The organism is Novosphingobium sp. NBM11, assembly GCF_015390225.1.
GTDB lineage: Bacteria > Pseudomonadota > Alphaproteobacteria > Sphingomonadales > Sphingomonadaceae > Novosphingobium.
Genome location: NZ_VUOG01000001.1, coordinates 1,323,492 through 1,349,665, shown reverse-complemented (window position 1 = coordinate 1,349,665; position 26,174 = coordinate 1,323,492). Strand labels below are relative to the sequence as shown.

Annotated in this window: 20 protein-coding genes; 8 read left to right on the top strand and 12 right to left on the bottom strand. The window is 66.0% G+C overall.

What is annotated here, in order from left to right:
* Positions 1 to 13: 13 nt before the first annotated feature.
* Genes F1640_RS06410 through F1640_RS06370 form a run of 9 tightly spaced genes read right to left on the bottom strand, consistent with a single transcriptional unit; the run spans position 14 to position 9,111 of the window.
* A complete protein-coding gene (locus tag F1640_RS06410; RefSeq protein ID WP_194921207.1) occupies positions 14 to 1,645 on the bottom strand; it encodes an AMP-binding protein in 1,632 nt (543 codons plus the stop codon).
* A gap of 16 nt (positions 1,646 to 1,661) precedes the next feature.
* Positions 1,662 to 3,065 (bottom strand): aldehyde dehydrogenase family protein, encoded by a 1,404-nt coding sequence (locus F1640_RS06405; RefSeq protein WP_194918320.1) that lies wholly within the window; start codon positions 3,063 to 3,065, stop codon positions 1,662 to 1,664.
* Positions 3,066 to 3,103: 38 nt separating this feature from the next.
* Positions 3,104 to 5,314, bottom strand: a complete 2,211-nt coding sequence (locus F1640_RS06400) for a TonB-dependent receptor (RefSeq protein ID WP_194918319.1) — start codon at positions 5,312 to 5,314, stop codon at positions 3,104 to 3,106.
* A gap of 34 nt (positions 5,315 to 5,348) precedes the next feature.
* Positions 5,349 to 5,819, bottom strand: coding sequence for a cytochrome C (locus F1640_RS06395; RefSeq protein ID WP_125957181.1), 471 nt, complete (start codon positions 5,817 to 5,819; stop codon positions 5,349 to 5,351).
* Complete coding sequence (locus F1640_RS06390) at positions 5,816 to 6,301, bottom strand: cytochrome c (RefSeq protein WP_124808987.1); 486 nt, start codon at positions 6,299 to 6,301, stop codon at positions 5,816 to 5,818. The genes F1640_RS06395 and F1640_RS06390 overlap by 4 nt, the downstream gene beginning before the upstream one ends.
* Positions 6,298 to 6,846 (bottom strand): methylamine dehydrogenase light chain, encoded by a 549-nt coding sequence (locus F1640_RS06385; protein WP_124808988.1) that lies wholly within the window; start codon positions 6,844 to 6,846, stop codon positions 6,298 to 6,300. Before F1640_RS06385 ends, F1640_RS06390 begins: the two co-directional genes overlap by 4 nt.
* A gap of 3 nt (positions 6,847 to 6,849) precedes the next feature.
* The gene (locus tag F1640_RS06380; protein WP_194918318.1) at positions 6,850 to 7,440 is read right to left on the bottom strand and encodes a thioredoxin fold domain-containing protein; all 591 of its coding nucleotides are present in this window, start codon (positions 7,438 to 7,440) and stop codon (positions 6,850 to 6,852) included.
* Positions 7,440 to 7,940, bottom strand: a complete 501-nt coding sequence (locus tag F1640_RS06375; protein ID WP_125957172.1) for a MauE/DoxX family redox-associated membrane protein — start codon at positions 7,938 to 7,940, stop codon at positions 7,440 to 7,442. The genes F1640_RS06380 and F1640_RS06375 overlap by 1 nt, the downstream gene beginning before the upstream one ends.
* 1 nt (position 7,941) lies before the next feature.
* Positions 7,942 to 9,111, bottom strand: a complete 1,170-nt coding sequence (locus tag F1640_RS06370; RefSeq protein WP_194918317.1) for an amine dehydrogenase large subunit — start codon at positions 9,109 to 9,111, stop codon at positions 7,942 to 7,944.
* 265 nt (positions 9,112 to 9,376) lie between these two features.
* Between F1640_RS06370 and F1640_RS06365 the strand changes: the two genes are divergently transcribed.
* A complete protein-coding gene (locus tag F1640_RS06365; protein ID WP_194917215.1) occupies positions 9,377 to 10,933 on the top strand; it encodes an ISL3 family transposase in 1,557 nt (518 codons plus the stop codon).
* 79 nt (positions 10,934 to 11,012) lie between these two features.
* Entirely contained in the window at positions 11,013 to 11,624 is a 612-nt protein-coding gene (locus tag F1640_RS06360) for a TetR/AcrR family transcriptional regulator (RefSeq protein WP_194921205.1), read from the top strand.
* 267 nt (positions 11,625 to 11,891) lie between these two features.
* Here the strand turns inward: F1640_RS06360 and F1640_RS06355 are convergent, their stop codons facing one another.
* Positions 11,892 to 12,512, bottom strand: a complete 621-nt coding sequence (locus tag F1640_RS06355; protein WP_194918316.1) for a hypothetical protein — start codon at positions 12,510 to 12,512, stop codon at positions 11,892 to 11,894.
* 172 nt (positions 12,513 to 12,684) lie between these two features.
* Positions 12,685 to 13,572: a LysR family transcriptional regulator gene (locus F1640_RS06350; protein ID WP_194918315.1), complete on the bottom strand. Its 888-nt coding sequence runs from the start codon at positions 13,570 to 13,572 to the stop codon at positions 12,685 to 12,687.
* A gap of 88 nt (positions 13,573 to 13,660) precedes the next feature.
* On the opposite strand from F1640_RS06350, the gene F1640_RS06345 reads away from it, so the two are divergent.
* Positions 13,661 to 14,845, top strand: a complete 1,185-nt coding sequence (locus F1640_RS06345; RefSeq protein ID WP_194918314.1) for an acyl-CoA dehydrogenase — start codon at positions 13,661 to 13,663, stop codon at positions 14,843 to 14,845.
* A 131-nt stretch (positions 14,846 to 14,976) separates the two neighbouring features.
* Here F1640_RS06345 and F1640_RS06340 read toward each other — a convergent pair whose 3' ends face one another.
* Positions 14,977 to 16,734, bottom strand: a complete 1,758-nt coding sequence (locus tag F1640_RS06340; RefSeq protein WP_124809068.1) for a cation:proton antiporter — start codon at positions 16,732 to 16,734, stop codon at positions 14,977 to 14,979.
* Positions 16,735 to 16,965: 231 nt separating this feature from the next.
* Between F1640_RS06340 and F1640_RS06335 the strand changes: the two genes are divergently transcribed.
* From F1640_RS06335 to F1640_RS06315, 5 genes are all read left to right on the top strand, one after another.
* A complete protein-coding gene (locus tag F1640_RS06335; protein ID WP_194918312.1) occupies positions 16,966 to 17,259 on the top strand; it encodes a hypothetical protein in 294 nt (97 codons plus the stop codon).
* Between the two features lie 38 nt (positions 17,260 to 17,297).
* Positions 17,298 to 18,560 (top strand): threonine ammonia-lyase, encoded by a 1,263-nt coding sequence (locus F1640_RS06330; RefSeq protein WP_125957158.1) that lies wholly within the window; start codon positions 17,298 to 17,300, stop codon positions 18,558 to 18,560.
* 228 nt (positions 18,561 to 18,788) lie between these two features.
* Positions 18,789 to 19,631, top strand: coding sequence for an arginyltransferase (locus F1640_RS06325; protein ID WP_124808997.1), 843 nt, complete (start codon positions 18,789 to 18,791; stop codon positions 19,629 to 19,631).
* A gap of 16 nt (positions 19,632 to 19,647) precedes the next feature.
* Positions 19,648 to 21,897: an autotransporter assembly complex family protein gene (locus F1640_RS06320; protein ID WP_255530293.1), complete on the top strand. Its 2,250-nt coding sequence runs from the start codon at positions 19,648 to 19,650 to the stop codon at positions 21,895 to 21,897.
* Positions 21,897 to 26,147, top strand: coding sequence for a translocation/assembly module TamB domain-containing protein (locus tag F1640_RS06315; RefSeq protein ID WP_194918310.1), 4,251 nt, complete (start codon positions 21,897 to 21,899; stop codon positions 26,145 to 26,147). The genes F1640_RS06320 and F1640_RS06315 overlap by 1 nt, the downstream gene beginning before the upstream one ends.
* Positions 26,148 to 26,174: the final 27 nt, after the last annotated feature.

Here is a 26,174-nt window from a genome sequence, read left to right as displayed (position 1 = left end):
CGACGATGCGCGTTCAGGCGGGAAGCGACAATTCCGCTTCCATCACCTTGCGCATCTCGAACTTCTGCGCCTTGCCGGTAACGGTCATCGCGAAGGCGCTGACGATGCGGACGTAACGCGGCACCTTGTAATGCGCGATGCGGCCTTTGCAGTGCGCGATCACATCGTGCTCGCCCAGCGTTTCGCCCGGCTTGGCGATGATCCACGCGCAGACTTCCTCGCCGAACTTGGCATCGGCCACGCCGAATACTTGCGCATCGGCGATCGCCGGGTGCGACAGCAGGAATTCCTCGATCTCGCGCGGGTAGATGTTCTCGCCGCCCCGGATGATCATGTCCTTGATCCGGCCGGTGATGCGGACATAGCCCTGCGCGTCCATCGTGGCGAGATCGCCCGAATGCATCCAGCCGTCGCCGTCGATCGCTTCGGCGGTCTTTTCCGGATCGTCCCAGTAGCCCAGCATCACCGCATAGCCGCGCGCGCAATATTCGCCCTGCTGGCCGATCGGCAGCGTTTCGCCAGCGAGGCCCACGATCTTCGCCTCGGCATGGGGATGGACGCGGCCCACCGTGGCCACGCGTTCCTCGATCGGATCGTCGGTGGCGGTCTGCGTGGTCAGCGGGCTGGTTTCGGTCATGCCATAGCCGATGGTCACTTCGCGCATGTTCAGCCGTTCCATCACCTGCCGCATGGTGGTGACGGGGCAGGGGGAGCCTGCCATGATCCCGGTGCGCAGCGTCGATACGTCGTAGGCGTCGAGATCGGGCTGGTTCAGGATCGTGATGAACATGGTCGGCACGCCGTAGAGCGCGGTGCAGCCTTCGGCCTGCACCGCTTCCAGCGCCAGGCGCGGGTCATAGGCCTCGCCCGGATAGACCATCGCCGCGCCGCTGGTCAGCGCGGCCAGGTTGCCCAGCACCATGCCGAAGCAGTGGTACAGCGGCACCGGGATGCAAATGCGATCGTCCGGCGTCAGCCGGATCGTGCGCCCGGTGAAGTACCCGTTGTTCAGGATGTTGCGGTGGGTGAGCGTGGCGCCCTTGGGAAAGCCGGTGGTGCCGCTGGTGAACTGGATGTTGATCGCGTCGTACGGGTCGAGCGTGGCATCCACGCCCGCCAGCCGCGCGGGATCGGGTTCGGCGCGCAGGTCGGCCCAGGGCATGAAGCCCTCGTGCCGTTCCTCGCCCAGCACCACGATCTGTTGCAGCAGCGGCAGCTTTTCCGCGCCCAGTTCGCGCAGCATCCCCACGTAGTCGCTGGTCTTGAAGCGCGCCGCGGTGACCAGCACCGTGCAGCCCACCTTGTTCAGCGCGTATTCCACTTCGGAAACGCGATAGGCGGGGTTGATGGTAACCAGCACCGCGCCGATGCGGGCGGAGGCGAACTGGATCACCGCCCATTCCGCGCAGTTGGGCGCCCAGATGCCCACACGATCGCCCTTGCGCACGCCCAGATCGAGCAGGCCCGTGGCGATGCGGTCCGCTTCGGCATCCAGCTCCGCCCAGGTCCAGCGGATGCCCTGGTGGCGCGAAGCCAGCGCCAGCCCGTTGCCCCAGCGCCGGCCCGCTTCGCGCAGCGCGCCGCCGATCGTCGTTTCCAGAAGGGGGGCATCGGTCGCCCCCCGCGTGATCGACAAGCCCTGCATCATCCTCCGCTCTTGTTTACTTCTTGATATTGATGACCTGAAGCTGGGTGTATTCGGCCAGCCCTTCCACCGACTGTTCCACGCCCAGCCCCGAATTCTTGAAGCCCGCCATCGGAATGTGCGGCCCGATGCCGACATGCTGGTTCACCCAGACCTGCCCGCTTTCGATGCGCGAGGCAATGTTCGCCGCGCGGGCCACGTCCTTCGACCACACCGATCCGCCCAGCCCGTATTCCGAAGCGTTGGCGCGGGCGATCACGTCCTCCACGTCATCGAAGCGGATCACCGGCAGGATCGGGCCGAACTGTTCCTCGTCCACGATGCGGTCGCCGTCGGTCACGTCGCGCACGATCGTCGGGCGGATGAAATAGCCGGCGCGTTCCATCACCTCGCCGCCGGCGATCACCTTGCCGTCCGCCTTGGCCGCGTCGAGGAAGCCTTTGACCTTGTCGAACTGCATCGCGTTCTGGATCGGGCCGATCTGCGTGCCCTGCTGCAAGCCGTCGTCCACCACGGCGGCCTGCGCCAGGTTGGCCAGTTCCTCGCACATCGCATCATAGATATCGGCGTGGACATAAGCGCGCTTCACCGCCAGGCACACCTGCCCGCAGTTGAGGAAGGCGTTGCCGAAGATCGCCTGCGCGGTTTCGCGCACGTCCACGTCCTCCAGCACGATCGCCGGGTCGTTGCCGCCCAGTTCCAGCGTCACGCGCTTGAGCGTGTCCGCGCCCGTCGCCGCGATGCGCTTGCCGGTGGCGGTCGATCCGGTGAAGCCGATCTTGGCGACATCGGGGTGCGAGGTCAGGTGCGGCCCCAGGTCGTTGGCGTCGGTGATCACGTTGACCACGCCCGCCGGGAAGATGTCGCGGCACAGCTCGCCCAGCATCAGCGCCGCGACCGGGGTCGTCGGCGCGGGCTTCAGCACGATCGCGTTGCCGGCCAGCACGGCGGGGCCGATCTTCCAGCAGGCGACCAGCAGCGGGAAGTTCCACGCGATGATCCCTACCACCACGCCCAGCGGCTTGTGCTTCACCGCGATGTAGCCCTCGGCATCGTCCTGGATCACGCGGTCGGGCAGTTCCAGCGTGGCGTAGTGCCGCAGGTATCCCTCGGTCCAGGCGAGTTCGCCCTGCGCCTCGGCCAGCGGCTTGCCCTGTTCCAGCGTCAGCGTGCGGGCGAACTCGTCCTTTCGCGCGGCGATGGCGTCCGCCAGTTCGATCAGCTTCTTGCTGCGTTCTGCGAACGGCACCGCTGCCCAGCCCGGCACGGCGGCCTTGGCGGCGGCGATGGCCTGGTCCGCCTGCGCCGCCGAGGCGCGGGGAACCGTGGTGAAGGGTTCCCCGGTCGCCGGGTTGACGACGGCCATGGTCATGTCGCCAGGGACGAGTTCGCCGCCGATCAGCAGCTTGGTATCGGTCATTTTCCTCTCCCCCGCGCTCGTGGCGCGGATTGTTGTCCTTAGAACTTGGCGCCCAGCGTCACGCCGAACGTGCGCGGGTTGCCGATGTGATTGTAGTCGAAGCCGAAGCCCGCCAGCAGGTCCACCCGCGACGTGAAGTAGAACTTGTTGCCCAGATTCTTGGCCCAGACCGACAGCGAATAGCGCCCGTCCGCCGTCTCCAGATCCACATGCCCGCCCACCAGCGCATAGGACGACTGGCGCAGGCGGGGGACGTTGATCACCTCGAAGAACTGGTTCGACTGGTACGAGAGGTCCGGATGGATCGAGAACGTCAGGGCGTCGTTCTTGAACACGGTGAAGTCGATCCCGGCGTTGAAGGTCAGCGAAGGCGCGTTCGACAGGCGGCGGCCCGAAACGTCGGTGCCGCTCACGTCGCCCCGGATGATCTTGGTGGACAGCAGGCCAAGGCCACCGTGGAAGGTGAAGGTGTCGGTCGGGCGCACCGTCAGTTCCGCTTCCGCGCCATAAATGCGCGACTTGGGAATGTTGAGCAGCGTCTGCGCGGCGGTGGTGGGATCGACGTTGATGAACTGCTGGTTGCGGTAGTCGTAATAGAACGCCGCCATGTTCAGCGTGACGCGGCGGTCCCAGAACTGCGTCTTGGCGCCGACTTCGTACGAGGTGACCTTTTCGGCCTTGGCGACGCTGAGTTCCGACGGATCGAAGAACGCCTGCGCGTTGAAGCTCGGCGCGCGATAGCCCTTGCTGAAGCTGGCGTAGAGCAGATCGCCGCTCGCCAGCTTGTAATCGAAGCCGATCTTGCCCGAGACGTTGTTGTTCTTGTAGCGCAGGGCCGACGGCGGGATCAGCGTGGCGACAAGGCTGTTGTCCACGCCCAGCGCGTCGGACCGGAAGCCGCTCTGTACGCCCGTATCGTGAGTATAGCGCAACCCGCCGCGCACGGTCAGTGCGTCGGTCAGCTTGTATTTCAGGTCGCTGTAGAGCGCGAAGCTCTTCTTGATCTGGGTGAACTGGTTCTTGACCTTGCAGGCCAGCGGCAGCCCATCGGCGCAATCCTGCGCGTTGATGAAGCCATCGCCGTTGACGTCGACGTCGGTCGCAATCTCGAACGTGGTCTCGTTATAGACCTTCTCGCGGTTGAAATAGGCGCCCAGGATGAAGTCGAACGGACCGCCGGTATCGCTGGTCAGGCGCAGGTCCTGCGCGAACTGGCTGGCACGGTCGTAATAGGGGATTTCCAGCAGCTTGGTGGCGGTGCCGTCGGTATCCTCGCGGAAGAACAGCGTGCCCTTGTCGTAGGAGGTGATGCTGGTGATCGCCAGCGTGTCGGAGACGTCGATGTTGGTGGTCAGCGCGACCGACGTGGTGCGCGCGCGGCGGCGCTGGCTGACGTCGGAGGCGATTTCCCACTTCGACAGGCCGGGCCGCTGCACGGCTTCAGGCTGGGCATAGATGCCGTAGTTCTGCGGGTTCTGAAAGCTGGTGGAGGCACGCAGGGTGAAGCGCACGCTGTCGGTCGGTTCGAACTTCAGCGTGCCGCGCAGCGCGTATTCGCGCGTGCTGGCCAGGTCCGGCAGGCCGGGCACCACGTTCTTGAACCAGCCGTCCGCGCGCGAGAACGTGCCGGCCACGCGCAGCGCGGCCTTGTCGCCCAGCGGCACGTTGACCGCGCCGTTCACGTCCACGCGGTTGTAGTTGCCGTATCCCGCGTTGAGATAGCCGCTGGTCTCGCCCAGCTTGGCGTCGCGGCTGATGATGTTGACCGCGCCGCCGGTGGTGTTCTTGCCATAAAGCGTGCCCTGCGGCCCGCGCAGCACTTCCACGCGCTCCAGGTCATACATGGCGACGCCCAGGAAGGCGAAGTTGCCCTTGTACACTTCGTCGTAATAGGTCGCGACCGGGCTGGACTGGTTGAGGCTGTAGTCCGACATCGACACGCCGCGCAGCGCGAAGATCGGCGTGTTGTCGCCCACGATCGAGGTCAGCTGCAGGTTGGCGACCTTGGTCACCAGGCTGTCCACGTTGGTGATGCGCGATTTTTCCAGCGCATCGCCGCCGATCGCCGAAACCGAGATCGGCACCGACTGGAGGTTTTCCGATCGCTTCGCGGCGGTGACCACGATTTCGCCCGGTGCGCTTTCGCTGCTGGTGCTGTTGCTTTGCGCCTGCGCGAAGGCCGGGGTTGCCGTGGCGGTGAAGATCGCGATGGCGCTCAGCGCGGTGTTGCGGAGAAGACGTTCCCTCATGGTATTGCTACCTCCCATTGTGATGGTGCCCCGTTTAGGGGCGCGCTTGTTCCTGCCCTGGTTGTGAAAACCCCTCGACCAGGCGCGCTCTCATCGCGGCGCGCTCGAGCCGAAGGGGGTGTTGGCGCAGACGCCCGATTTCCTCCGCCGTGTAGGGGCGGAAGTCGGCCGGCATGTGCGCCGCGTCGAACGTGTAGAGGGTCCAGTTGACCAGATTGGCGAGCCTTGCGTCGTCGAGATTGACGGTTGAAACGCCGGGCACGCGGCCGATGAATTCGCGCCCGCCCGGCACTGACAGGAACCGGGCGACGATGTGCTTCATCGGCGGATTGGAATGATCATCCCCGCTGCCGTCGGGCCGGTGGCAGCCCTGGCATTTCAGCATGTAGTCGACCTTGGCCTGCCGCACGTCCGTCACGCCCGGCGGCGCGGCCTCGCCCGCCTTCACGCCAGCGCCGGCCAGCAGGGCGGCAAGGAGCGGAAAGGCGAGCAGGGCCGGTTTCATTTACCGCCGGCCCCGGCATGGAGGCGGGCGACGTCGGCCGAGGAAAGCGATGCGCCGCCGGCCCGGATCGTGCCGATCTCGGCCGGGGTGAAGCGGCGGAACGCCGGCCCGGCCTTGGTGATCGTGGTGCCGACATGGTTGAGCACGGCGGCGATGGCCGCGTCATCCAGACCCGCTTGCGCCGGCATCACGCCGCGAAAGGCTTTGCCTTCGACCGTGATCGGGCCGGACAGCCCCTTGATCACGGCCAGCGCGATGTAGCGCCGGCCCTCGTTGCGCGCTGCCAACGTGCGGAAATCCACGCCCAGCGGGGGATAGGCGCCGGGCACGCCCGCACCGGTCGCGGTGTGGCACGCGGCGCAGCGGCCATAGAGCGCCGCGCCATTCGGTTCCGCGCCGCCGGCCTGCGCCGGGCTGCGCGCGACCAGCGCCGCGGTCAGCGCCACCGCACCCAGCGCAGCGACTTTCAACGCGCCCTTCATTTCGGCTGGTCCAGCGCCACGCCCACGATCACCGCCGTGGAACAGTTGTACACGCTGCTCTGCGAACCCAGGCACCAGTTGTAATCGTTGTTCGATTGCGGGCGCACCTGCGGGCGATCGCCCTCGTTGCGGTTGCACAGGCACTGCCCGCACGAGGACGTGCCGCAGCAATCGTTGTAGCTGATGATATAGGCGCGGTTGTCGGCCGGGTTGGTGCAGGTGCCGATCCAGGTGATCGGCGACATTTCCGTGCCCGGCGGGCAGCTGCTGACCGACCCGCCGCAGCAGGTGCAGAGGAAACCGTCGATCGCGCAGTAGCGCCAGTAATCGCAGTTCGTGCGGTCGCCGGGGTCCTGATCGATGCCGGCGGTTACCGGGCTATGGGTCGGCCCGCCGCCGTGCGTGGCGGCGCGCGCCACCGGCAGGACGGGGAAGGTGGCCGCGCCGGTCATGCCGGCGCCTAGCCACGCCAGCATCGACCGGCGCGACGTGCCGCGGGCGATGCGCCGGGCGAATTTCTCGGTAAGCTTGTCAAAGCCGGCCATGGCTCAGGCCTCCCTGTTGCGGCGGGCGAGATAGTCCTGGATCGACGCCACGCCGCGTTCCTTGGCTTCGAACAGACTTTCGAGGTGTTCACGGCTGTTGACGAGGCCGAGCGAGGCGACCTTGCCGGCTTCGTCGAGCAGCACCGCATAGGGCAGCTTCGATACGCCGAAGGCACGGCCGAGCGCTTCGGACAGGACCAGCGGAATGCCGTCGAGGCCGTGGTCCTTGGCAAGCTGGCGGTATTGCCCCTTGGTGCCGTCGCCCGCGATCACGATGTCGATCCAGTCGGCCTCGGCGCGCGCGGCGGAGCGCACCACCGGCAGCAGCGATTTGCACACCGGGCAATCGGGCGAGGCGAAGAACAGCAACTGGCTGCGGCCTTCGCGCTTGCCGCCGATCTCGATCGGCGCGCCGTCGATGGTGGTCACCGTCATGGGCGACGCGGTTTCACCGACCTCCACCTTCTGGTGCAGGGTCAGCGCGCCGGCCGGCGCGATGCGTTCGTGGAGAATGCCGACCTGGCGGGCAAGCGCTGCGATCAGCAGCGCCTGAACGATCACGGCGGTCCACAGCAGGATCTGGGATGTCAGCATCACGGCTTCCTCCACGCGGGTTGGGGAATGGCGAGCAGCTCGGAAACTCCGAGGTAGAGCGCACAAAGTCCGGCGGCGGCGAAGGGCGTTTCGATGCCGAACGCCGCCGCCGGGAGGGTGGAAACGAGGCCGGCTGCCAGTGCGAGCAGCGCCGGGCGGGCGGTTTGCGCCAGGGTCACCGGCTTTTCGCGGGCGACCAGGTCGCAGCCGCAATCGAGCACTTCGCCCCGGCGGCGGAACAGGGCGATAGCATAGCCCAGCCACAGCGCGGCGGCGATCAGCGCGCCGGTCCTTTGCAGGGGAGCGATCAGCAGGCAGGCCGCCGCCACCGCTTCCACGCTGCCCGCCGTCAGCAGGAGCAGCGGGCCGGAACTCGGGCGCGTGCCTGCCAGCCGCGCGGCGGCGATGGCGAGCCGTTCATGGGCCAGCCCCTTGTGCAGCGCCGATCCGGCCAGCAGCAGCGCAAGGAACAGGGTGATCGAGCCGGTTGCGGGCGCCATCTCAGGGCACCGGCGTGATGAGGATCGGGTTGGCGGCAACCGTCGCGCCCAGCGAACGGACGAAGGCCCCGGTCGCGGCGTCGTGCACGTCGATCACGCCATCGGCGCGCGCCACGATCAGGTGCGGGGTATCCTCGGGCGTCACGCCCACGGCCACGCCCACCGACCGCAGCGGGAAGCGGGCAACTCGCGCCTTCTTCGCCGGGTCGATCACCCATACTTCGGTGCCGCCATCCTTGTGGCTGCCCTCGCGACCGTTGGGGCTCATCAGCACGTAAAGAAGACCCTTCGCGTCCGCCGCGATCACTTGCCAGCCGCCCGGCCGCCATTCGGGCGCGCCGCCTTCGGCCGTGCCCACGTTGAACGCACCGGGCAGGGGGCGGGGAACCGGGCCGGAGAAATCGAAGCCCTGGACCTGCCCGTAGTAGCTGACGAACCAGCCCGTCTTGCCCATCATCGCGGGCGTGCTGAACAGCGGCTGCTTGTCGATGTCCTGCACCTTGGCGATGGTCTTGGACGAAGCGACCTGGCCCTTGTCGTCCAGCGTCACGCTGAACATCGAACCATCGGCGCAGAAGCTGCTGAAACCGCGTTCGCCGGTGGGATAGATCTGCGCGCAGCCGGGCAGGTCGATTTCGCCCAGGATCTTACGCGCGTCGAGATCAACCACTGTCACCGATTGCGCGGGCGTGAAGTTCGCCACCAGCGCCCAGTGTTCGCCGTTGGTGAACTGGAACAGGTGCGGATAGGTCACCGATTGCTGGCGCTTGCCGCCGGGCAGCACGATCTCGCCCTTGGGCTGGAGCGTTTCCATGTCCCAGATGGTGATCGCGTCGGTGCGCTCGCCCCGCGTCAGGCGCGAGAAGAAGGTTTCCGCCGTGTAGATCTCGCCGCGCTGGCGCGAAACCAGCGAATTGGCGAACTGCGCCGCGCGCACCAGCCCCTTCAGCGGCTGGTTGGCCGATGTCGTGTCCACCACCGCCAGGCGCCCATCGAGGATCGAGGCGAAGTAGAAATCGTGGATGACGACCCAGCTTTTCGGCCACGCCTTCGGCAGCGCCTTGACCGTGGGGATCGGCTCTTCGGGCAGCGGCGTGGGATAGGCGGCGGGTGCGGCGGAAACCGCGCTCGCCGAAACGGAGAGGGCAAGCGCCAGAGCAAGAAACCTCATGCGGTACTCCCAGAGTCTCGGCGAATTGTCGCGCCTTTGTTGCCGGGAGAATGACGAAATAGGCATAATTCTGTCAAGTGACCTAATTTTGTCGCGTGACATATTTTTTGAGAGAAGTTATCAAGGGCGAAAGCGGAGCTGAAATTTATTATGAATCAGTATGATGGTGCGCCATCGTTCGTCACGGACCTGGTCTTTCCAGGGCTCTGACTCACTTTTGCTGCTGGTATGATAGGCTTTGGCTGTTCCATTGAGAGGATCTGCCATGCCCGGTCGATTTCAGCGCGCGAACTTGGTCCCCGAAGGTTTCGTGGTCGTTTCGGTTGATAGCGTCGGTGAGAATTTCCATATTCTGTTACGGTCGCGTTGCTCTGTAGGGACATGTCCCGACTGTGGCCGACGAAGTCGGCGCGTACAAAGTCGATATGTGCGCAGACCATCGGACCTTCCGCTTAGCGGTCGGCGGGTTATTCTCTTGATCGAGGCACGTCGTTTCTGGTGTGACGTGGTAGTTTGTGGCCGACGCATCTTTTGCGAGCAATTCAATAAAAGCGTTCTTACCCGGTACGCTCGGCGAACTCAGCGGCTCGAAACGATCGTTCATCAGCTTGGACTGGCGCTTGGTGGCAGGCCTGGAGCAGCTTTTGCCCAACGGCTGATGATGCCTGTGAGCAAAGACACTCTGTTGCGGGTCGTACGGCGACGTGTCGGTGCACGGTGCGATGAGCTCAATGTCATTGGCATTGACGACTTCGCCTTTCGGCGTGGTCAAACTTACGGCACGATTGTTTGCGATTTGGAACGGCGCAAACCTGTTACCTTGCTGCCAGATCGCGCCTTGGAAACGTCCCGCGCCTGGCTTGCAAGGCATCCCTCGATATCGGTTGTCGCCCGTGATCGCGGTGGCGGCTACGGTGAAGCCATCGCCAAAGGTCTACCTGATGCTGAACAGGTCGCGGACAGATGGCATCTTATGGAGAACTCGAGCCGGGCATTCCTTGATGCCGTGAACAAATCCATGCGTCAGATTAGGCATGCGGTCGGCAACAATGTCGTGGATCCCAAGCTTCTCACCTGTGCCGAGAAGCTGCAGTATGAAGGCTACCTGCGCCGGCAGGAGACGAATGAAGCAATCCAACAACTCTCACAGAATGGGACCTCCATCCGGCAAATCGTTCGACAAACGGGGTACAGCCGCAAGCTCGTACGCGACGTGCTGCGCGGTCAGCGTCTGGATGTATTCCGCACTCGGCCTAGCTCCCTTGATGCCTGGCTGCCATGGATGAATGATAGGTGGGAGGCTGGTGCTCGCAATGCCTCGGCGCTCTGGCGTGAAATGCGCAACGAAGGCTTTGTCGGGCAACGTGGTATCGTATCGCAATGGGCGCAACGTCGGCGCCTTGCCGAGAAGGCCAATCAAAGCGGCCTCGCTCGCACACCATCGGCACGGGTGCTTGCGCGGCTGATGACATCTGCGCGCGACGGACTTGCCAGATCCGAAGCGATCCTTGTGGCCGTGATCGAAGATCATGTCCCTGATCTGGTCGCAGCGCGTCAAGCGATCAGCGAGTTCCAATCGATGATCCGTTCAAAATCAGCGGCTAAGCTCAGTGACTGGCTCGACAGCGCAAGAGGCGGCCTCGTGAGCTCTTTTGTCAACGGCGTTGAACGAGACTTGGCAGCGGTCCGAAATGCAATGGTATCACAATGGTCGAACGGACAGACAGAAGGGCAGATTACCCGCCTAAAGCTGATCAAACGTCAAATGTATGGCCGCGCAAAGCTCGATCTGCTTGAAGCTCGCCTCGTCGGCGCAAACTGAGCACCTCCAGCAGCAAAAGTGAGTCAGAGCCTTTCCAGAGCGTGAGGGCGGCTATGCCAAGGGGCACGAGACCCGCGAACTGATCCTGCGCACCGCGCTGCACATCCTGATCGAGGAAGGTTATCGCGCGATGTCGATGCGGCGAGTCGCCGCCGCCTGCGACATGAAGTTCGGCAACCTGACCTACCATTTCCGCAGCCGCGAGGATCTGGTGCGCGAACTGCTCGACGCCGTGATCCGCAGCTACGAGCAGGAATTCGACGCCATCGTGCGGATGCCCGGCGCGCCGCCGGAGGAGCGGTTGCGCCGCCTGTGCCTGCTGGTGCTGGAAGACATCCGCAGCAAGAAGACGACGCGCCTGTTCCCGGAACTATGGGCGCTGTCCAACCACGACGAATTCGTGTTCGACCGCGTCCACGAACTCTATGTCCGCGCCCGCGCGCCGGCGATCGAGATCATCCGCGAAATGCGCCCCGACCTGCCGTGCGAGGCCTGCGAGATGCTCGCGCTGTTCATCTCCGCCTCGATGGAGGGGATGACCGTGTTCGCCGGCTACGACAAGCCGTTCGAGCCGCACATGGCCAAGCTGGAAAGCATCGCGCTCAAATCGTTCATCGCGCTGCTGAAAGCAGTAACGGCGGAAGAGGCGCTGGCGCTGGGCGAGGGGGGCGTGCCTCCGACAGCCGGTTGAGTGGGAGCAAGGACGCGGTTAGCCGACCTCCCAAAATCCCCCACACCCGTTCGTCCTGAGCTTGTCGAAGGACGCGCGATACAGTTGATCGAGAAGCAGCAGAGCGCAACGCCAGCACCGCGCGCGTCCTTCGACAGGCTCAGGTCGAGCGGGATTTCGTATGCCAAAGTCCGCTATTGCGTTGCGTGCGAAATAGTCGCTCCGGTAGGAATCGTGGGCGAAAGCCGTCATCCAATTTGCGCGCGCATTTGAAAGATGAGTGGTAACTCACGGCCAAAAATTTACCACGATGTCAAATGCACCTAGGCCATTCAGGTAGGCGTAGATCGACAGCCCAATTGCGGGTACCGCCGTGCAAATCGTAAGAAATAGCACGACTGCCCAGGTGACTTGCGTCCATCTGGGCGTTTTAGTCATTAAGCCGTAGTCTCCTCTGAGATGATGATAGCCGATGAAGGTCATATTGAAGACTTCCCAAAACACGAAGATGGTCAAACTGATAGTCATCAATAGTGCCGACCATAGTAGTTGCACGTCGCTCAACCTCGCGGAAACCGTGCCTAACGTGGTGAAGTACGCAGCAAAGGCGCCGGCCACGACTACCGTGACATAGCTGTGACTTTTATCGAAAAGATGCGAGATGATCTCTTTTTGGGCGTCGATAGCGCGCTGTTCTCTGGCTTCGTTCTTATTCGCGTCGACCGTAGCAACGGTAGCGTGGGTATGCGCTTCAACGCCGGCAACTTTCGCGCTCAGGTCCATAAGCAACTGAGTATCGGCCTGCGCTCGAAGAAAGACTTGTTCAAGAGTCTGCGCGATAATGAGCCGTATCTGTTCCTCAGTTGGAGGCGGTGGCTGTTCGGCTCCTCCTGGTTTTTGCTCGTTCATTAAGAATCGGCCCCCGTGTCAAAGTTGAATTATCCGCATTGATGAGGGGTCAAGCAAGGTGGGCGTGGTTGATAAGGGCGCCTCAACTTCTTTGCAGCCAATCGCAGGTCCGCAACCGCGTCGTGTCCGGAGTGGCGGGTGTCTCGGCGGAATTTCCGAATAGCCGCTATCCCTACAACGCCAGCGCCCTCTCGATCACGCCGCGCGCGGCCGCAGGGGTGTCGTCGCGGCAGAGCAGCGCCAGTTCGACGGTGGCTGCATGATCGGCCAGCGGGCGGAAGGTGAGGCCGTCGAGCGCGAGGTGCTGGAGCGAGGCGGGGGCGAGGACCACGCCGCGCCCGGCGGCGGCGAGCACGGCGGCGGAGATGAAATCGTCGGTGCGGTGCAGCGCGGGCATGGCGAAGCCGCCGGCGCGCGCGAGGTCGCGCACCGCTTCGGCAAGGCCCACTTCCTCGTGGAACTGCGGCATGATGAACGGCTCGCCGGCCAGGTCCGCCAGCCGGACGGCGACGTGGCGGGTCAGCGGATGGTCGTCGGCCAACGCCAGCACCAGCGGTTCGCGGTGGACGGTGCGCGCGGTGATGGCCGGGGGGTAGGACGGCCTGGGCCGGGTCAGCCCGATGTCGATCTCGCCCGAAACGATGCGGTCGAACTGCACCGGCGTTTCCATCAGCGAAAGGCGCACGTCCAGATCGGGCAGGGCATCGCGCAGCGCCCGCAGCACGCGCGCCAGCGTCCCGCTCATCGCCGCGGAGAACACATAGCCGATGCGCAGCGGCCCGGCGGCGCCGCGTGCGATGTTGCGCCCGATCCGTTCGGCCTGCCGCAGCGAGGCCAGCGCCGCGCGCGCCTCGTCCAGAAAGAGCTGGCCGGCGCGCGTCAGCGCGACGTCCTTGCGGCTGCCCCGCGTGACCAGCCGCGCGCCCAGCCGGTCTTCCAGCCGCTGCAGGCGCTTGCTGACCACCGATTGCGCGATGCCCAGCCGGTCGGCCGCGCGCACGAAGTGGCGCGTTTCGGCAATGGCCAGGAACACCTCCAACTGGTCGCCGTCGAGCATCATTCATTCCATATCGCGATTGAACATGGCAAATTCGGTTCTTGATGCGATCGATGGCAGGTTGCAGGATCACGCGCAAGGAGGACGCCACATGGCAGGAATGGTTCGGTTCGATTGGGAAGACGCCTTCGCGCTCGATGGGCAACTGACCGAGGATGAGCGGCTTATCGCCGGGTCCGCGCGCAGCTTCGCGCAGGATCGCCTGCAGCCGCGCGTGATCGATGCCTTTGCGCAGGAACATACCGATCCCGCGATCTTCCGCGAAATGGGCGAACAGGGCCTGCTCGGCATCACGCTGCCGGAAAAGTATGGCTGCGCCGGCGCGTCCTACGTCTCCTACGGCCTCGTCGCGCGCGAGGTGGAGCGCGTCGATTCAGGCTACCGCTCGATGATGAGCGTGCAGTCCAGCCTGGTGATGTTCCCGATCTACGAATACGGATCGGAAGAGCAGCGGATGAAGTACCTGCCCAAGCTCGCCACTGGCGAATTCATCGGCTGCTTCGGCCTGACCGAACCCGATGCCGGCTCCGATCCGGGCGGGATGCGTACCCATGCGGTGAAGGTTGATGGTGGATATCGCCTGTCCGGTTCAAAGACCTGGATTTCCAACGCGCCGATCGCCGATGTCTTCGTGATCTGGGCCAAGTCCGAAGCGCACGGTGGCGCGATCCGCGGCTTTATCCTCGAAAAGGGCATGAAGGGCCTTTCCGCGCCCAAGATCGACAACAAGATCTCGCTGCGCGCCTCGATCACCGGCATGGTGATGATGGACGATGTGTTCGTGCCCGAAGACGCGCTTCTGCCCAACGTCGAAGGGCTGAAGGGGCCGTTCGGCTGCCTCAACCGCGCGCGCTACGGCATTTCGTGGGGCGCGCTGGGCGCCGCCGAGTTCTGCTACCACGCCGCGCGCCAGTATGGCCTCGATCGCAAGCAGTTCGGCCGCCCGCTCGCCGCGACGCAGCTGTACCAGAAGAAGCTGGCCGACATGCTGACCGAGATCAGCCTTGGCTTTCAGGCGTCGCTGCGCGTCGGCCGCCTGATGGACGAAGGCGCCTTCGCGCCGGAAATGATCTCGATCGTCAAGCGCAACAACGTGGGCAAGGCGCTCGACATCGCGCGGACCGCGCGCGACATGCACGGCGGCAACGGCATCTCCGGCGAATACCAGGTGATCCGCCACATGGTGAACCTCGAAACCGTGAACACCTACGAAGGTACGCACGACGTTCACGCGCTGATCCTGGGCCGCGCGATCACGGGCATCGCCGCGTTCTGAAGGCGTCTGCGCAAGCCCACCCCCAACCCCTCCCGCAGGCGGGAGGGGAGTCAAAGGAGGGGCTTTCGACACTTCTCCCCTCCCGCGTGCGGGAGGGGCCGGGGGTGGGTAATTGATACCTTACGCGCCCCTCACGTCGCCTGTGGCGTTGGCGCGGTGATGATGCGGTCCCGCGCGGCGCGGATGTCGCCGGCCTCGATCTGGATTTTCAGCCGTTCGCGATCGTTGTTGCGATAGATGTCTTCGGCCCGGTTGATCGCCTCCAGGTTGACGCCCGCATCCTCCAGCGCCAGCCGCGCCATCTTGACGGCCGATTCCATCACCTCGCGCACGATCCCGCTGACGGGCGTGCGCTTAAGGCGGATCACCGCGCGGCGGTCATAGGCCCGCACATAGATCAAGGCCTGTGGAAACGCCTCGTGCACCGCCTCGATCATCTCGGCGTCCAGCTGGTCGCCATCGGTGCAGAACAGGATCAGTTCGGCCTCGGCCGCGCCGGCCTGGCGCAACACGTCCAGCCGGCAGCCGTCGCCGAAATAGACCTTTGCGCCGAAGCTCGCCGCCACGTCGATCATCTCGATGTCGGTGTCGATCAGCGTCACTTCGATGTCGCTGGCGTTCAGCATCTGCGCCACCGTCTGACCGAAGCGGCCATAGCCCACGACGATCGCGCTCGCGCCGTCGGCGCTCGGTCCTTCGCGCTCGCCCTGATCGGCCGCCGGTTCATCGCGGAAGCGGCGGGTGGCCATCATCAGGAACGGCGTGCTCGCCATCGATACGGTGACGATCGCGCCGAACAGGCTGGCGGCTTCCGGCGCCACGAGCAGCGCGTTCTGTGCCTGCGTGAACAGCACGAAACCGAATTCGCCGCCCTGGCTCAGCAGGAGGCCCAGCGCCATCGCACCGCGCCAGGTCATGCGGAAGGCCAGGCCGATCAGGAAGATCACCGCTGCCTTCGCCACCACCAGCGCCGTCGCCATGCCCAGCACGAACAGCGGCCGCTGCGCGATGGCATTGAGATCGAGCATCATGCCCACCGCCAGGAAGAACAGGCCTAGCAGGATCGAACGAAATGGTTCGACATCGGCTTCCAGTTCGTGGCGATAGGGCGAATCCGCCAGCATCACCCCGGCGATGAAGGCGCCCAGTGCGGTGGACAGGCCCAGTGCTTCCATGATCGCGGCCGCCGCGATCACTGTGAACAGCGCCGCCACCACGAACATCTCGCGCTCGCCCAGCTTGCCGATCAGGCGGAACAGCGGGCGGATCAGGAAGCGCCCAGCGGCGACAAGGCCGACGATCGCGCCGATGGTGTACAGCGACAGCAGCCATCCCGGCGGGCCACCCACGTCGGCCGGGTTGCGGCTCATCGCGGCGATGATCGTGATCATCGGGATGATCGACAGGTCCTGGAACAGCAGGATGGCGAAAGCCCGTTCGCCAAACGGCGTGCGCAACCGGCCCGACGATTGCAGCATCGGCAGCACCTGCGCGGTGGAGGAAAGCGCCAGCGGCAGGCCCAGCGCCAGCGCGGCGGCGGACGAAAACTCCGTGCCCAGCGCGATCATCGCGGCGATGGCCATGCCGCAGGCGGTCACCTGCAGCAGGCCCAGCCCCAGGATGTCACGCTTCATCTTCCACAGGCGCGAAGGGTTCAGTTCCAGCCCGACCAGGAACAGCAGCAGCGTGATGCCCAGTTCGGCGATGCCCAGCTTCTGTTCGGCATCGCCGACCAGCCCCAGCACTTGCGGCCCCACCACCGCGCCGGCGACGAGGTAGCCCAGCGTGGCGCCCAGCCGCAGGCGCCGGAACAGCAGCACGAAGCCCAGCGCGAAGCCGAGCAACAGGAAGCCGTCGTGCATCATGGAATGCGGCGCGCCGCCGTTCATCGGGTTCGGACCTTCAGCATGCCCCTTCTGTAGCCAGCCGCGCGCGGGCCGCAACCCACCGCGTTCGCTTTCGTCCTGCCGCCTTTCGCTCAATCATGGCCGCGCGCTTGCTTGCCTCGCCGGCTGACGTCAGGCTAACGCGGCTGCATGATGCATCGTCGCCGATCCGGTCTGTTTCCGCCGCCCGTCCTGCGCGCATCTTTTTGGTTCTGCTGTGCCTTCGCGGTGGTCATGGCTGTGCTGCCGCATCCGCCGCAGCTGCCGGTAGACCGGCTGGGCGACAAGTTCGAACACATGCTGGCCTTTTCGGTGCTGACCCTGCTGGCCGCGCTCGGCTGGCCGGCGTTCCCGAAGCGGCGCATTGCCGAGCGGCTGTCGTTTCTGGGCGCGCTGATCGAACTGGCGCAGTCGATCCCGGAGCTGCACCGCGATTGCGACATCCGCGACTGGATTGCCGATACGCTGGCGATCCTTGTGGTGCTGGGGATCGTGGCGGCGGTCCGCCGCGCGCGGGCCGCCGGTTAACGGTTTCCTTGGCGCGCCCTTTGCATTAGGGCGCCTGCATGGAAAATCTGGTCCGTTCATCCGCTCAGCAGCCCACCGACAATCCCGGTGCCCTGCTCGACATCGCCGAGGTACGCGCGGCGGCGGAGCGAATTAGCGGACAGGTGGTGCGCACCCCCACGCTTTACAGCAGGACGCTGAGCGCCATCACCGGCGCCAACATCTGGCTCAAGTTCGAAAACCTCCAGTTCACGGCCGCCTACAAGGAACGCGGCGCGCTCAATGCCCTTCTACAACTCGATGAGGAACGCCGTTCGCGCGGCGTGATCGCGGCTTCGGCCGGCAACCATGCGCAAGGTCTGTCATACCACGGCACGCGGCTGGGCGTCCCCGTCACCATCGTCATGCCCAAGACGACGCCGACGGTGAAGATCATGCAGACCGAGAGCAACGGCGGCAAGGTCGTGCTCGAGGGCGAGACGTTCGACGAGGCCTATGCCTATGCCCGGTCGATGGAAAAGCAGCTCGGGCTGACCTTCGTTCATCCGTTCGACGATCCGCAGGTCGCCGCCGGGCAGGGCACGGTGGCGCTGGAGATGCTGGAGGACGCGCCCGAGATCGACATGCTGGCGGTGCCGATCGGCGGGGGCGGGCTGCTTTCGGGCATGGGCACGGCGGCGCGGGCGCTGAAGCCCGATATCGGCCTGATCGGGGTGCAGGCGCAGCTTTATCCGTCGATGTACGACAAGCTGAAGCACGCCGATCTGCCATGCGGCGGCGATACCCTTGCCGAAGGCATCGCGGTCAAGGAGCCGGGCGCCTTCACCTCGGCCGTGCTGGCCCAGCTTGTCGACGATATCGTGCTGGTCGATGAAGCCGCGCTCGAAACCGCGGTGGCGCTGCTGCTCCAGATCGAGAAGATCGTGGTCGAAGGCGCGGGCGCGGCCGGGCTCGCCGCGGTGATGCGCAACCGCGCCCTGTTCGAAGGGCGCAACGTGGGCATCGTGCTGACCGGCGGCAACATCGATACCCGCCTGCTCGCCAACGTACTGCTGCGCGATCTGGCGCGGTCGGGCCGTCTTGGCCGCCTGCGCATCGTGCTGCAGGATCGCCCGGGCGCGTTGTTCCACGTGGTCGAGGAGTTCAACCGCTACCAGGTGAACATTCTCGAAGTCTGGCACCAGCGCATCTTCACCTCGCTCCCGGCCAAGGGACTGACGGCCGAGATCGAATGCGAGGCGCGCGATCGCGAGCAGATCGACCTGCTGGTCGCGGCGCTGCGCGCCAAGGGATATGACGTGGTTCAGATCGAATTGGGCTGAAATCGCGCTTCGCCTGACCGTTCTGGGAGTGTCCGTCTCGTAAAGGATGCGCCGCCCTGTCGTCCGGAAGCGGGACAGGGCGGCGCAAACCGGGCCTGCGCCGGCCTCGAGACGGACTGAGGCGCATAATTTCGTGGTTAAGGGTCTTTCACCAAGTTCGATGCTGAGGCATTGTCGTTTTTGAACGGCGCCGGATGGTCCGGACGCCCAGAGGAAGCCCAGCAGGCCGTGACCGCGCCCGTCCGTTTTCCCCGCTTTTTCGTGACGAGCCCCGCGCCGTGCCCCTATCTTGAGGGCAAGAGCGAACGGAAGGTGTTCACCGAGCTGAAGGGGCCGCATGCCGACGACCTGAACGACGCGCTGGGCCGTATCGGTTTCCGCCGCAGCCAGACCGTCGCCTACCGCCCCAGCTGCATCGATTGCACCGCCTGCGTGTCTGTGCGCGTCGTGTCGGACGAATTTCAGCCATCTTCGGCGCAGCGCCGGGCGATCAAGGCCAATTCGGACCTGATTGTTACTGCATGCAAGCCGTGGTCGACGCAGGAACAGTTTGACCTCCTGCGGCGTTACCTGTCGGCGCGCCACCCCGATGGGGGCATGGCGGCGATGGACGAGATGGATTTTGCTGACATGGTGGAACATACGCCAGTCAGAAGCTATGTGATTGAATACAGGGAACCGGGCGTGGGTGGCGCGCCGGGCAAACTGGTGGGAGCCTGCCTTACCGACCATCAGGGCGATGGTCTTTCGATGATCTACAGTTTCTACGATCCACATCACGAGACGCGCACCGGGCTTGGAACCTACATCATCCTCGATCACATTCTGCACGCGGCGAGAATCGGCCTGCCCTACGTCTACCTGGGGTATTGGGTCGAAGGATCTTCGCGCATGCAGTACAAGGTGCGCTTCCGTCCGCTCGAACGCCTTGGCCGCGATGGCTGGGAGCGTTTCTCGACTGATGAGCAGGCCAGTGCCATCGATCGCGCGGCCACCCCGCGGCAGGACGCTTTCGAGCGCGGGGGCAAGGATGGTCTGCACGCCGGACAGGAAATCTACCGTCCGGCCTGATCATGCTTCGTTGCGGATGTCTGGATCGCTGACGCGGATCATCGCGGCGGCGCTCGTTTTCGCGCTGGTGCCCGCGCCGATGGCGCTGGCGCAATCGCGCGATACCGACCAGGCGCTCAAGGACCTGATTCCCGATTCCGCGATCGACAATGCCGAAAGCTGGGCGCTCGATACCGATGCCGCGCGCCAGCCCGCGCCCGATGTCGCCGCCCTGTTGGGCGCGACCGAACCGTTGCAGGCGCTGACCGACATTCCCGGCATCACCATCGATTGGCCGCAGACCGCCGATCTTCCGCCATTCAAGCCGCTCGATCCCGATCCGGACATCGCGCTGGCGCAGCAGCAGGTGGATGGCGCGGTCGATGCGCTGGATGGCGAACAGCAGCAGGTCGAAAGCGCGCGCAATGCGCTGATCCCCGATGCCTCGCTCTCGCACGTCGGCGGGCAGGTCGATCTGGCGTTCTCGCCCACCGATGCCTTCCCCGAACGCGATGAACTGGTTTCGCGGTTCTCCGGCCTCTCCAGCCTGCATTCGCTAGACGATGACGAGGACAACCTTGCCCAGCTGACCCGCCGCGCGCGCAGCGATCGCGACCTGATCGTCGAAATCCTGCGCACTTATGGCTATTACGACGCCGAGGTTTACCAGTCGATCGTCACGCCGCAGAGCGAGGCGGCGGCTTCGGCGGCGTCTGCCAGCGCGGAGGGTGGCAACGGGGCGCGGCGCGGTCCGCGCCGCAATGCCATCGATCTGTCCAAGGTGGTCGTGCGGTTCGATGTGGTGCCGGGGCCGCAGTATCGCCTGGCGAAGATCGATCTCGGCGATATTGCCGGAACGGGCGCGGACTACGAGACCCTGCGCGCGGCCTTTGGTGTCCGCGTCGGCGATCCGGTCAATACCGAGAAGATCCTCAAGGGCCGCGCCGATCTTGCCGCCACGCTGGGCGACACCGGCTATGCCTTCGCCAAGGTGGGCGAGCCGGCACTGGTGATCGATCACGAGCCGCGCACCGGCGATCTGACGGTGCCGGTGACGAGCGGCGGCCGCTACGTGTTCGGGCAAGTGGTCAGCGGGATGCCGCGCTTCATGGGATCGCGCCACATCCAGCATATCGCGCGATTCCGGCCGGGCGATGTCTATCAGACCGCCATGCTCGACGATCTGCGGCAGGCGATCCTGGCGACCAGCCTGGTCTCGTCGGTCACGGTCAAGACGCGCGAAGTGACGCCGCCTGCCGCCGGCAAGCCCGGCGTGGTCGATGTCGATGTCGATATGGCCAAGGCCCCGCAGCGCACCGTGGCGGCGCTGATCGGCTATTCCAGCGGCGAAGGCTTCCGGGTCGAGGCGAGCTGGGAGCACCGCAACCTGATTCCGCCCGAAGGCATGGTGCGCGTGCGCGGCGTGGCCGGCACCCGCGAACAGCTGCTGGGCGTGATCTATCGCCGCAACAACTTCCTGACGCGCGATCAGGTGCTGACCGCCGATCTCTATGCCCAGACCAAGGTGAGCGATGCCTATCAGGCGCGCACCCTGTCGCTGGTCAGCAGTATCGAGCGGCAGACGACGCTGCTGTTCCAGAAGCCGTGGGTCTATTCGGCGGGCCTCGAAGTGGTGGCCACCAGCGAGCGCGAGGACAGCACCCAGCCGCGCAAGACCTATTTCATCGGCGCGCTGCCCTTGCGTGGGGCCTATGACGGCAGCGACAGCCTGCTCGATCCCACGCGCGGTTTCCGCGTGGCGCTGCGCGTCTCGCCCGAAATCTCGCGCCAGGCCGGTGCGAACTCGACGTATGTGAAGGTCCAGCTCGACGCGAGCCTCTATCGCCCGGTCAGCGACAGCGTGGTCATGGCCGGCCGCGTGCGGTTCGGCGCGATCCAGGGTGCGGACATCGCCAGCATCGCGCCATCGCGCCGGTTCTATGCCGGCGGCGGATCGTCGGTGCGCGGCTATGGCTATCAGCAGATCGGCCCGCGTGACACGACCGGCGCGCCCAGCGGCGGCCGTTCGCTGACCGAATTCTCGCTGGAGGCGCGCGTCAAGACCGGGCTGATGGGCGGTGCGGTCAGCGTCGTGCCGTTCGTCGATGCCGGCGCGGTGGACGAAACCACGACACCGCGCTTCCGCGATATCAAGGTCGGCGTCGGGGTGGGCATCCGCTACCAGACCAACTTCGGCCCGATCCGCATCGATCTCGGCACGCCGCTCAACCCGTCGAAGGGCGATAGCCGCATCGGCGTCTATGTCGCGCTGGGGCAGGCGTTCTGATGGCGGACGAAACCGTACCCGCCGCGTTGCCGCCGGAAGGCCCCGATGCCGGCCCCCCGCCGCCACCCCCGCCGCCGCCGCCGCCCCCGCCGGCATCCGCGTCCGGCTTCGTCTGGCGCTGGACGCGGCGGATCGGTGCGGTTCTGGCCGTGCTGGCAATGGCTCTGCTGGGCGCCTTGCTCTTACTCGATTCGCCGATCGGCCACCGCTTCGTCGCCGACCGGATCGCCACGCTGGCCCCCGCCTCGGGCCTGCGCATCACCGTGGGCCGGATCGACGGTTCGCTGTTCGGCAAGGCCGGGCTCAAGGATGTGGTGCTCAGCGATCCCAACGGCCCGTTCCTGACCGTTCCCGATGTCGATCTGGACTGGCGGCCCTATGCCTGGACGGTCAACACGCTAGACATCCGCACGCTCGCGCTGCACCGGGGCACCCTGCTGCGCCGGCCGCAGCTGAAGCCGGGTGATCCCAACGCGCCGATCCTGCCGTCGTTCAATATCCGCGTCGATCGGCTGGAGATCGATGCCCTTACCATCGCGCCGGGCGTGATGGGGGAAAGACGCCGCGTCGATCTGACCGCGCGCGCCGATGTCCGCTCGGGCCGCACACTGATCGACGCCAACGGCCGGCTGGGCGGCAAGGACCGGCTGGCGCTGCACCTTGATAGCGAGCCGGATCGCGACAAGTTCGATCTCGCGCTCGATTATGCCGCGCCGCGCGGCGGCCTGCTGTCGGCGCTGACCGGTGTGAAAAGCGATATCATGGCGAAAGTGGCGGGCAAGGGCCGGTTCCGCGCGTGGCACGGCTGGGCCGTGGCCCGGCGGGACGGCGAACGGCTGGCCGGCTTCCTGATCGACAACCGCGCCGGCACTTACACTGTGGCCGGGCAGGTCTTCCCCGAAGCGCTGCTGGCCGGCGCCGCACGCCGCATCGTGGGGAACAAGCTTTCGCTGTTCTACCAGGGCACCTTCGCGGATTCGACGCTGGACGGGCGCTATTACGTGGGCGGCGCGGCGTTCCGCGCCACGGGGCAGGGCGCGGTTGATCTTACCGACAACCGGGTCGATCAGCTGGCGCTCAAGGCCGATCTGCGCCGGCCCGATCTGGTGATGGCCTCTCCCGAACTCGCCGGCGTGCGCCTTGCCGCCACGCTCGATGGGCCGCTCCGCGATCTCGCCATCCGCCATGATTTCACCATTGACCGGCTGAAGAGCGGCGCCACGCAGGCCGAAGGGCTGCACACCGCCGGTATCGCCAACTGGAACGGCAAGCGCCTGCTGCTGCCGCTGGCCGTCACCGCGAAGAAGGTGGTGACCGGCAACGGCATGATCGACCCGCGCTTCGTCGGCGCCAGCGTGAAGGGCGATCTGGTCGTGCAGGGCAGCCAGCTTTCCTCGGAACAGCTCGCGATCGATCTCAAGGGGCTGGCGGCGCGACTGGTGCTGCGCAGCGACATGGCCAAGGGCATGTACGCGCTGGCCGGGCCGGTCACGGCGCGCGGCTTCGCGCTGCCCAACCTGGGGCTGGTCGATGCCGATGCCAAGATCGTGTTCGGCATGGGCAACGGCGTGCCCTGGTCGCTGCGCGCCAATGCGGCCGGGCGCATGGCGCGGATCGACAACGGCACGCTGGCGAACCTGACCGGCGGCAACATCCGCTTTACCGGTGGCGTCGTCACCGGCGCGCTGATCCCGCTGCGGTTCAGCGATGCGCGCCTGTCCTCGCGCAAGCTGGCCATTGCCCTGAACGGGCAGGTCCACCCCGATGGCCGGACCACCGTGGTCGGCAAGGGGCGCCATCTCGACTATGGCGATTTCACCATCGACGCGACCGTGGCCAAGGATGGTCCGTCCGCCGTGCTGGTCTTTGCCAATCCCTTGCCCGCCGCCGGCCTCAAGGACGTGCGCGTGGCGCTGTCCCCCGTGGCCGACGGGTTCCGGATCGAAACGAAGGGCGATTCCACGCTGGGGCCGTTCGATGGCGTGCTGGGCCTGCAATCGCCGCCCAAGGGGCCGACGCGGATCGCGATCGAGCACTTCAAGGTCTGGCAGACGGAAATCACCGGCGGGCTCGATCTTGCCACGGCCGGCGTCAGCGGCGATCTGGCGATCACGGGCGGCGGGATCGATGGCACCGTCCGGCTCGATCCAAAGGAAGGCGGGCAGGCGATCACCGCACTGGTCACGGCGCGCAACGCCCGCTTCGGCGGCGCGCGGCCGATTTCCATCGGCAACGGCAAGGTCGAGGTGAACGGCTTCCTGGCCGAGGGCAAGAGCACGATCGACGCCACCGCGCATATCGAGGGCATCGGCGCGGGGCAGCTGTTCATCGGGCGGCTGGCCGTAAACGCGAAGCTCGTCAACGGCGCGGGCAGCGTCACGGCCTCCATCGCCGGGCGGCGCGGCACGCGCTTCGCCATGCAGGGCACGGCCTCGATTGCGCCGGACAAGATCGTCGCGCTCGCTTCGGGCGATTACTCCGGCCGCGCCATCCAGATGCCGCGCCGCGCGGTGCTGGAGCGCGAGGGCGAAGGCTGGCGGCTGCAACCGACGCAGGTCAATTTCGGGCGCGGCGCGGTCATCGCCGAAGGGCACGTGCTGGGCGGGCCGACCGAACTGAAGCTCCAGATCGCGCGGATGCCGCTCTCGCTGGCGGACATTGTCGTGGCGGACCTTGGCCTCGGCGGGGCGCTTTCCGGCGTAATCGACTATCGCAACGATCATACCGGGGCGCCGTCCGGCCATGCGGCGGTGCAGGTGCGCGGGCTGACGCGCTCGGGCCTCGTGCTCACCTCGCGGCCGATGAACCTTTCGCTGGTTGCCGATCTCGATCCTTCGGCGCTGCAGGCGCGCGCGGTGTTCAAGGATGGCGGGCGGGACGGCGGCACCGTGCGCGGCGGGGTGCAGGCGCTTCTCTCCGGCCTGCCGCGTGGCGGCACCGTGCTGGAGCGCCTGCGCGGCGGCCGCCTGCAGGCGCAGGTCCGCTATGGCGGGCCGGCCGAAACGCTCTGGCGCCTCGCGGCAGTGGACTTCATGGACCTGACCGGCACCATCGGCGCGCGCGCCGACATCACCGGCACGCTCGACGATCCCACGTTCGTCGGCGCCATCGCCAGCAAGGATCTGCGCGTGCAAAGCAGCGTGATCGGCACCGACATCCAGAACATCCAGGCGAGCGGCACGTTCAACGATTCGCGCCTGTCGCTGAACCGTTTCGCCGGCACCACCGCCAACGGCGGCAAGGTTACCGGCAGCGGCACCATCGATCTGTCCAACATCGTCTCGCGCGGCGTCGCGCTCGATCTGCGCATGGCCGCGCAGAACGCGCGCATCGTCAACCGGGATGACATGGCGGCCACGGTGACCGGCCCGCTGCGCATCGTCAGCGATGGCATCGGCGGCACCATCGCCGGCCGGGTGCGCATCGAACAGGCGCGTTGGGCGCTCGGCAGCGCCAGCGCGGTGGCGGAGCTGCCCTCGATCCCCACGCGCGAGATCAACCCGCGTGCCGACGTCGCGCCGGCGCGCACGCCGTCCACGCCATGGACGTTCCTGATCGACGCCTCCGGCGCCAACCGCATCGACGTGCGTGGGCTGGGGCTGGACAGCGAATGGGGCGCGGACATCCGCCTGCGCGGCACCACCGCCAACCCGCAGATATTCGGCAGCGCCGATCTGGTGCGCGGCGGCTACGAATTCGCCGGCAAGCGTTTCGACCTCACGCGCGGCCGCATTCGCTTCGCCGGCGAAGTGCCGATCGATCCCCGGCTGGATATCGCGGCCAGCGGCGATGCCAACGGCGTCAGCGCCACGATCACGATCACCGGATCGGGGATGAAGCCGGTGATCGCCTTCTCCTCCACGCCTTCGCTGCCCGAAGAGGAACTGCTCAGCCGGCTGCTGTTCGGCAGCTCGATCACGCAGATTTCGGCGCCGGAAGCGGTGCAGCTTGCCGCCGCGCTGGCATCGCTGCGCGGCGGCGGCGGGCTGGACCCGATCAACAAGCTGCGCAGCGCCATCGGACTTGACCGCTTGCGCATCCTCAACGCCGATGCCTCGATTCCGCGCGGCACCAGCGTCGCCGCCGGCAAGTACCTCGGCCGCAAGTTCTTCGTCGAACTGGTCACCGACGGGCGCGGCTACAACGCCACGTCGGTCGAATTCCGCATCACCCGCTGGCTGGCGCTGCTCGCCTCCGTGGCGACGATCGGGGACGAGAGTTTGAACTTGCGCGTCAGCAAGGATTATTGACGCCGTTCAAGGAATTTTGCCCGCGGT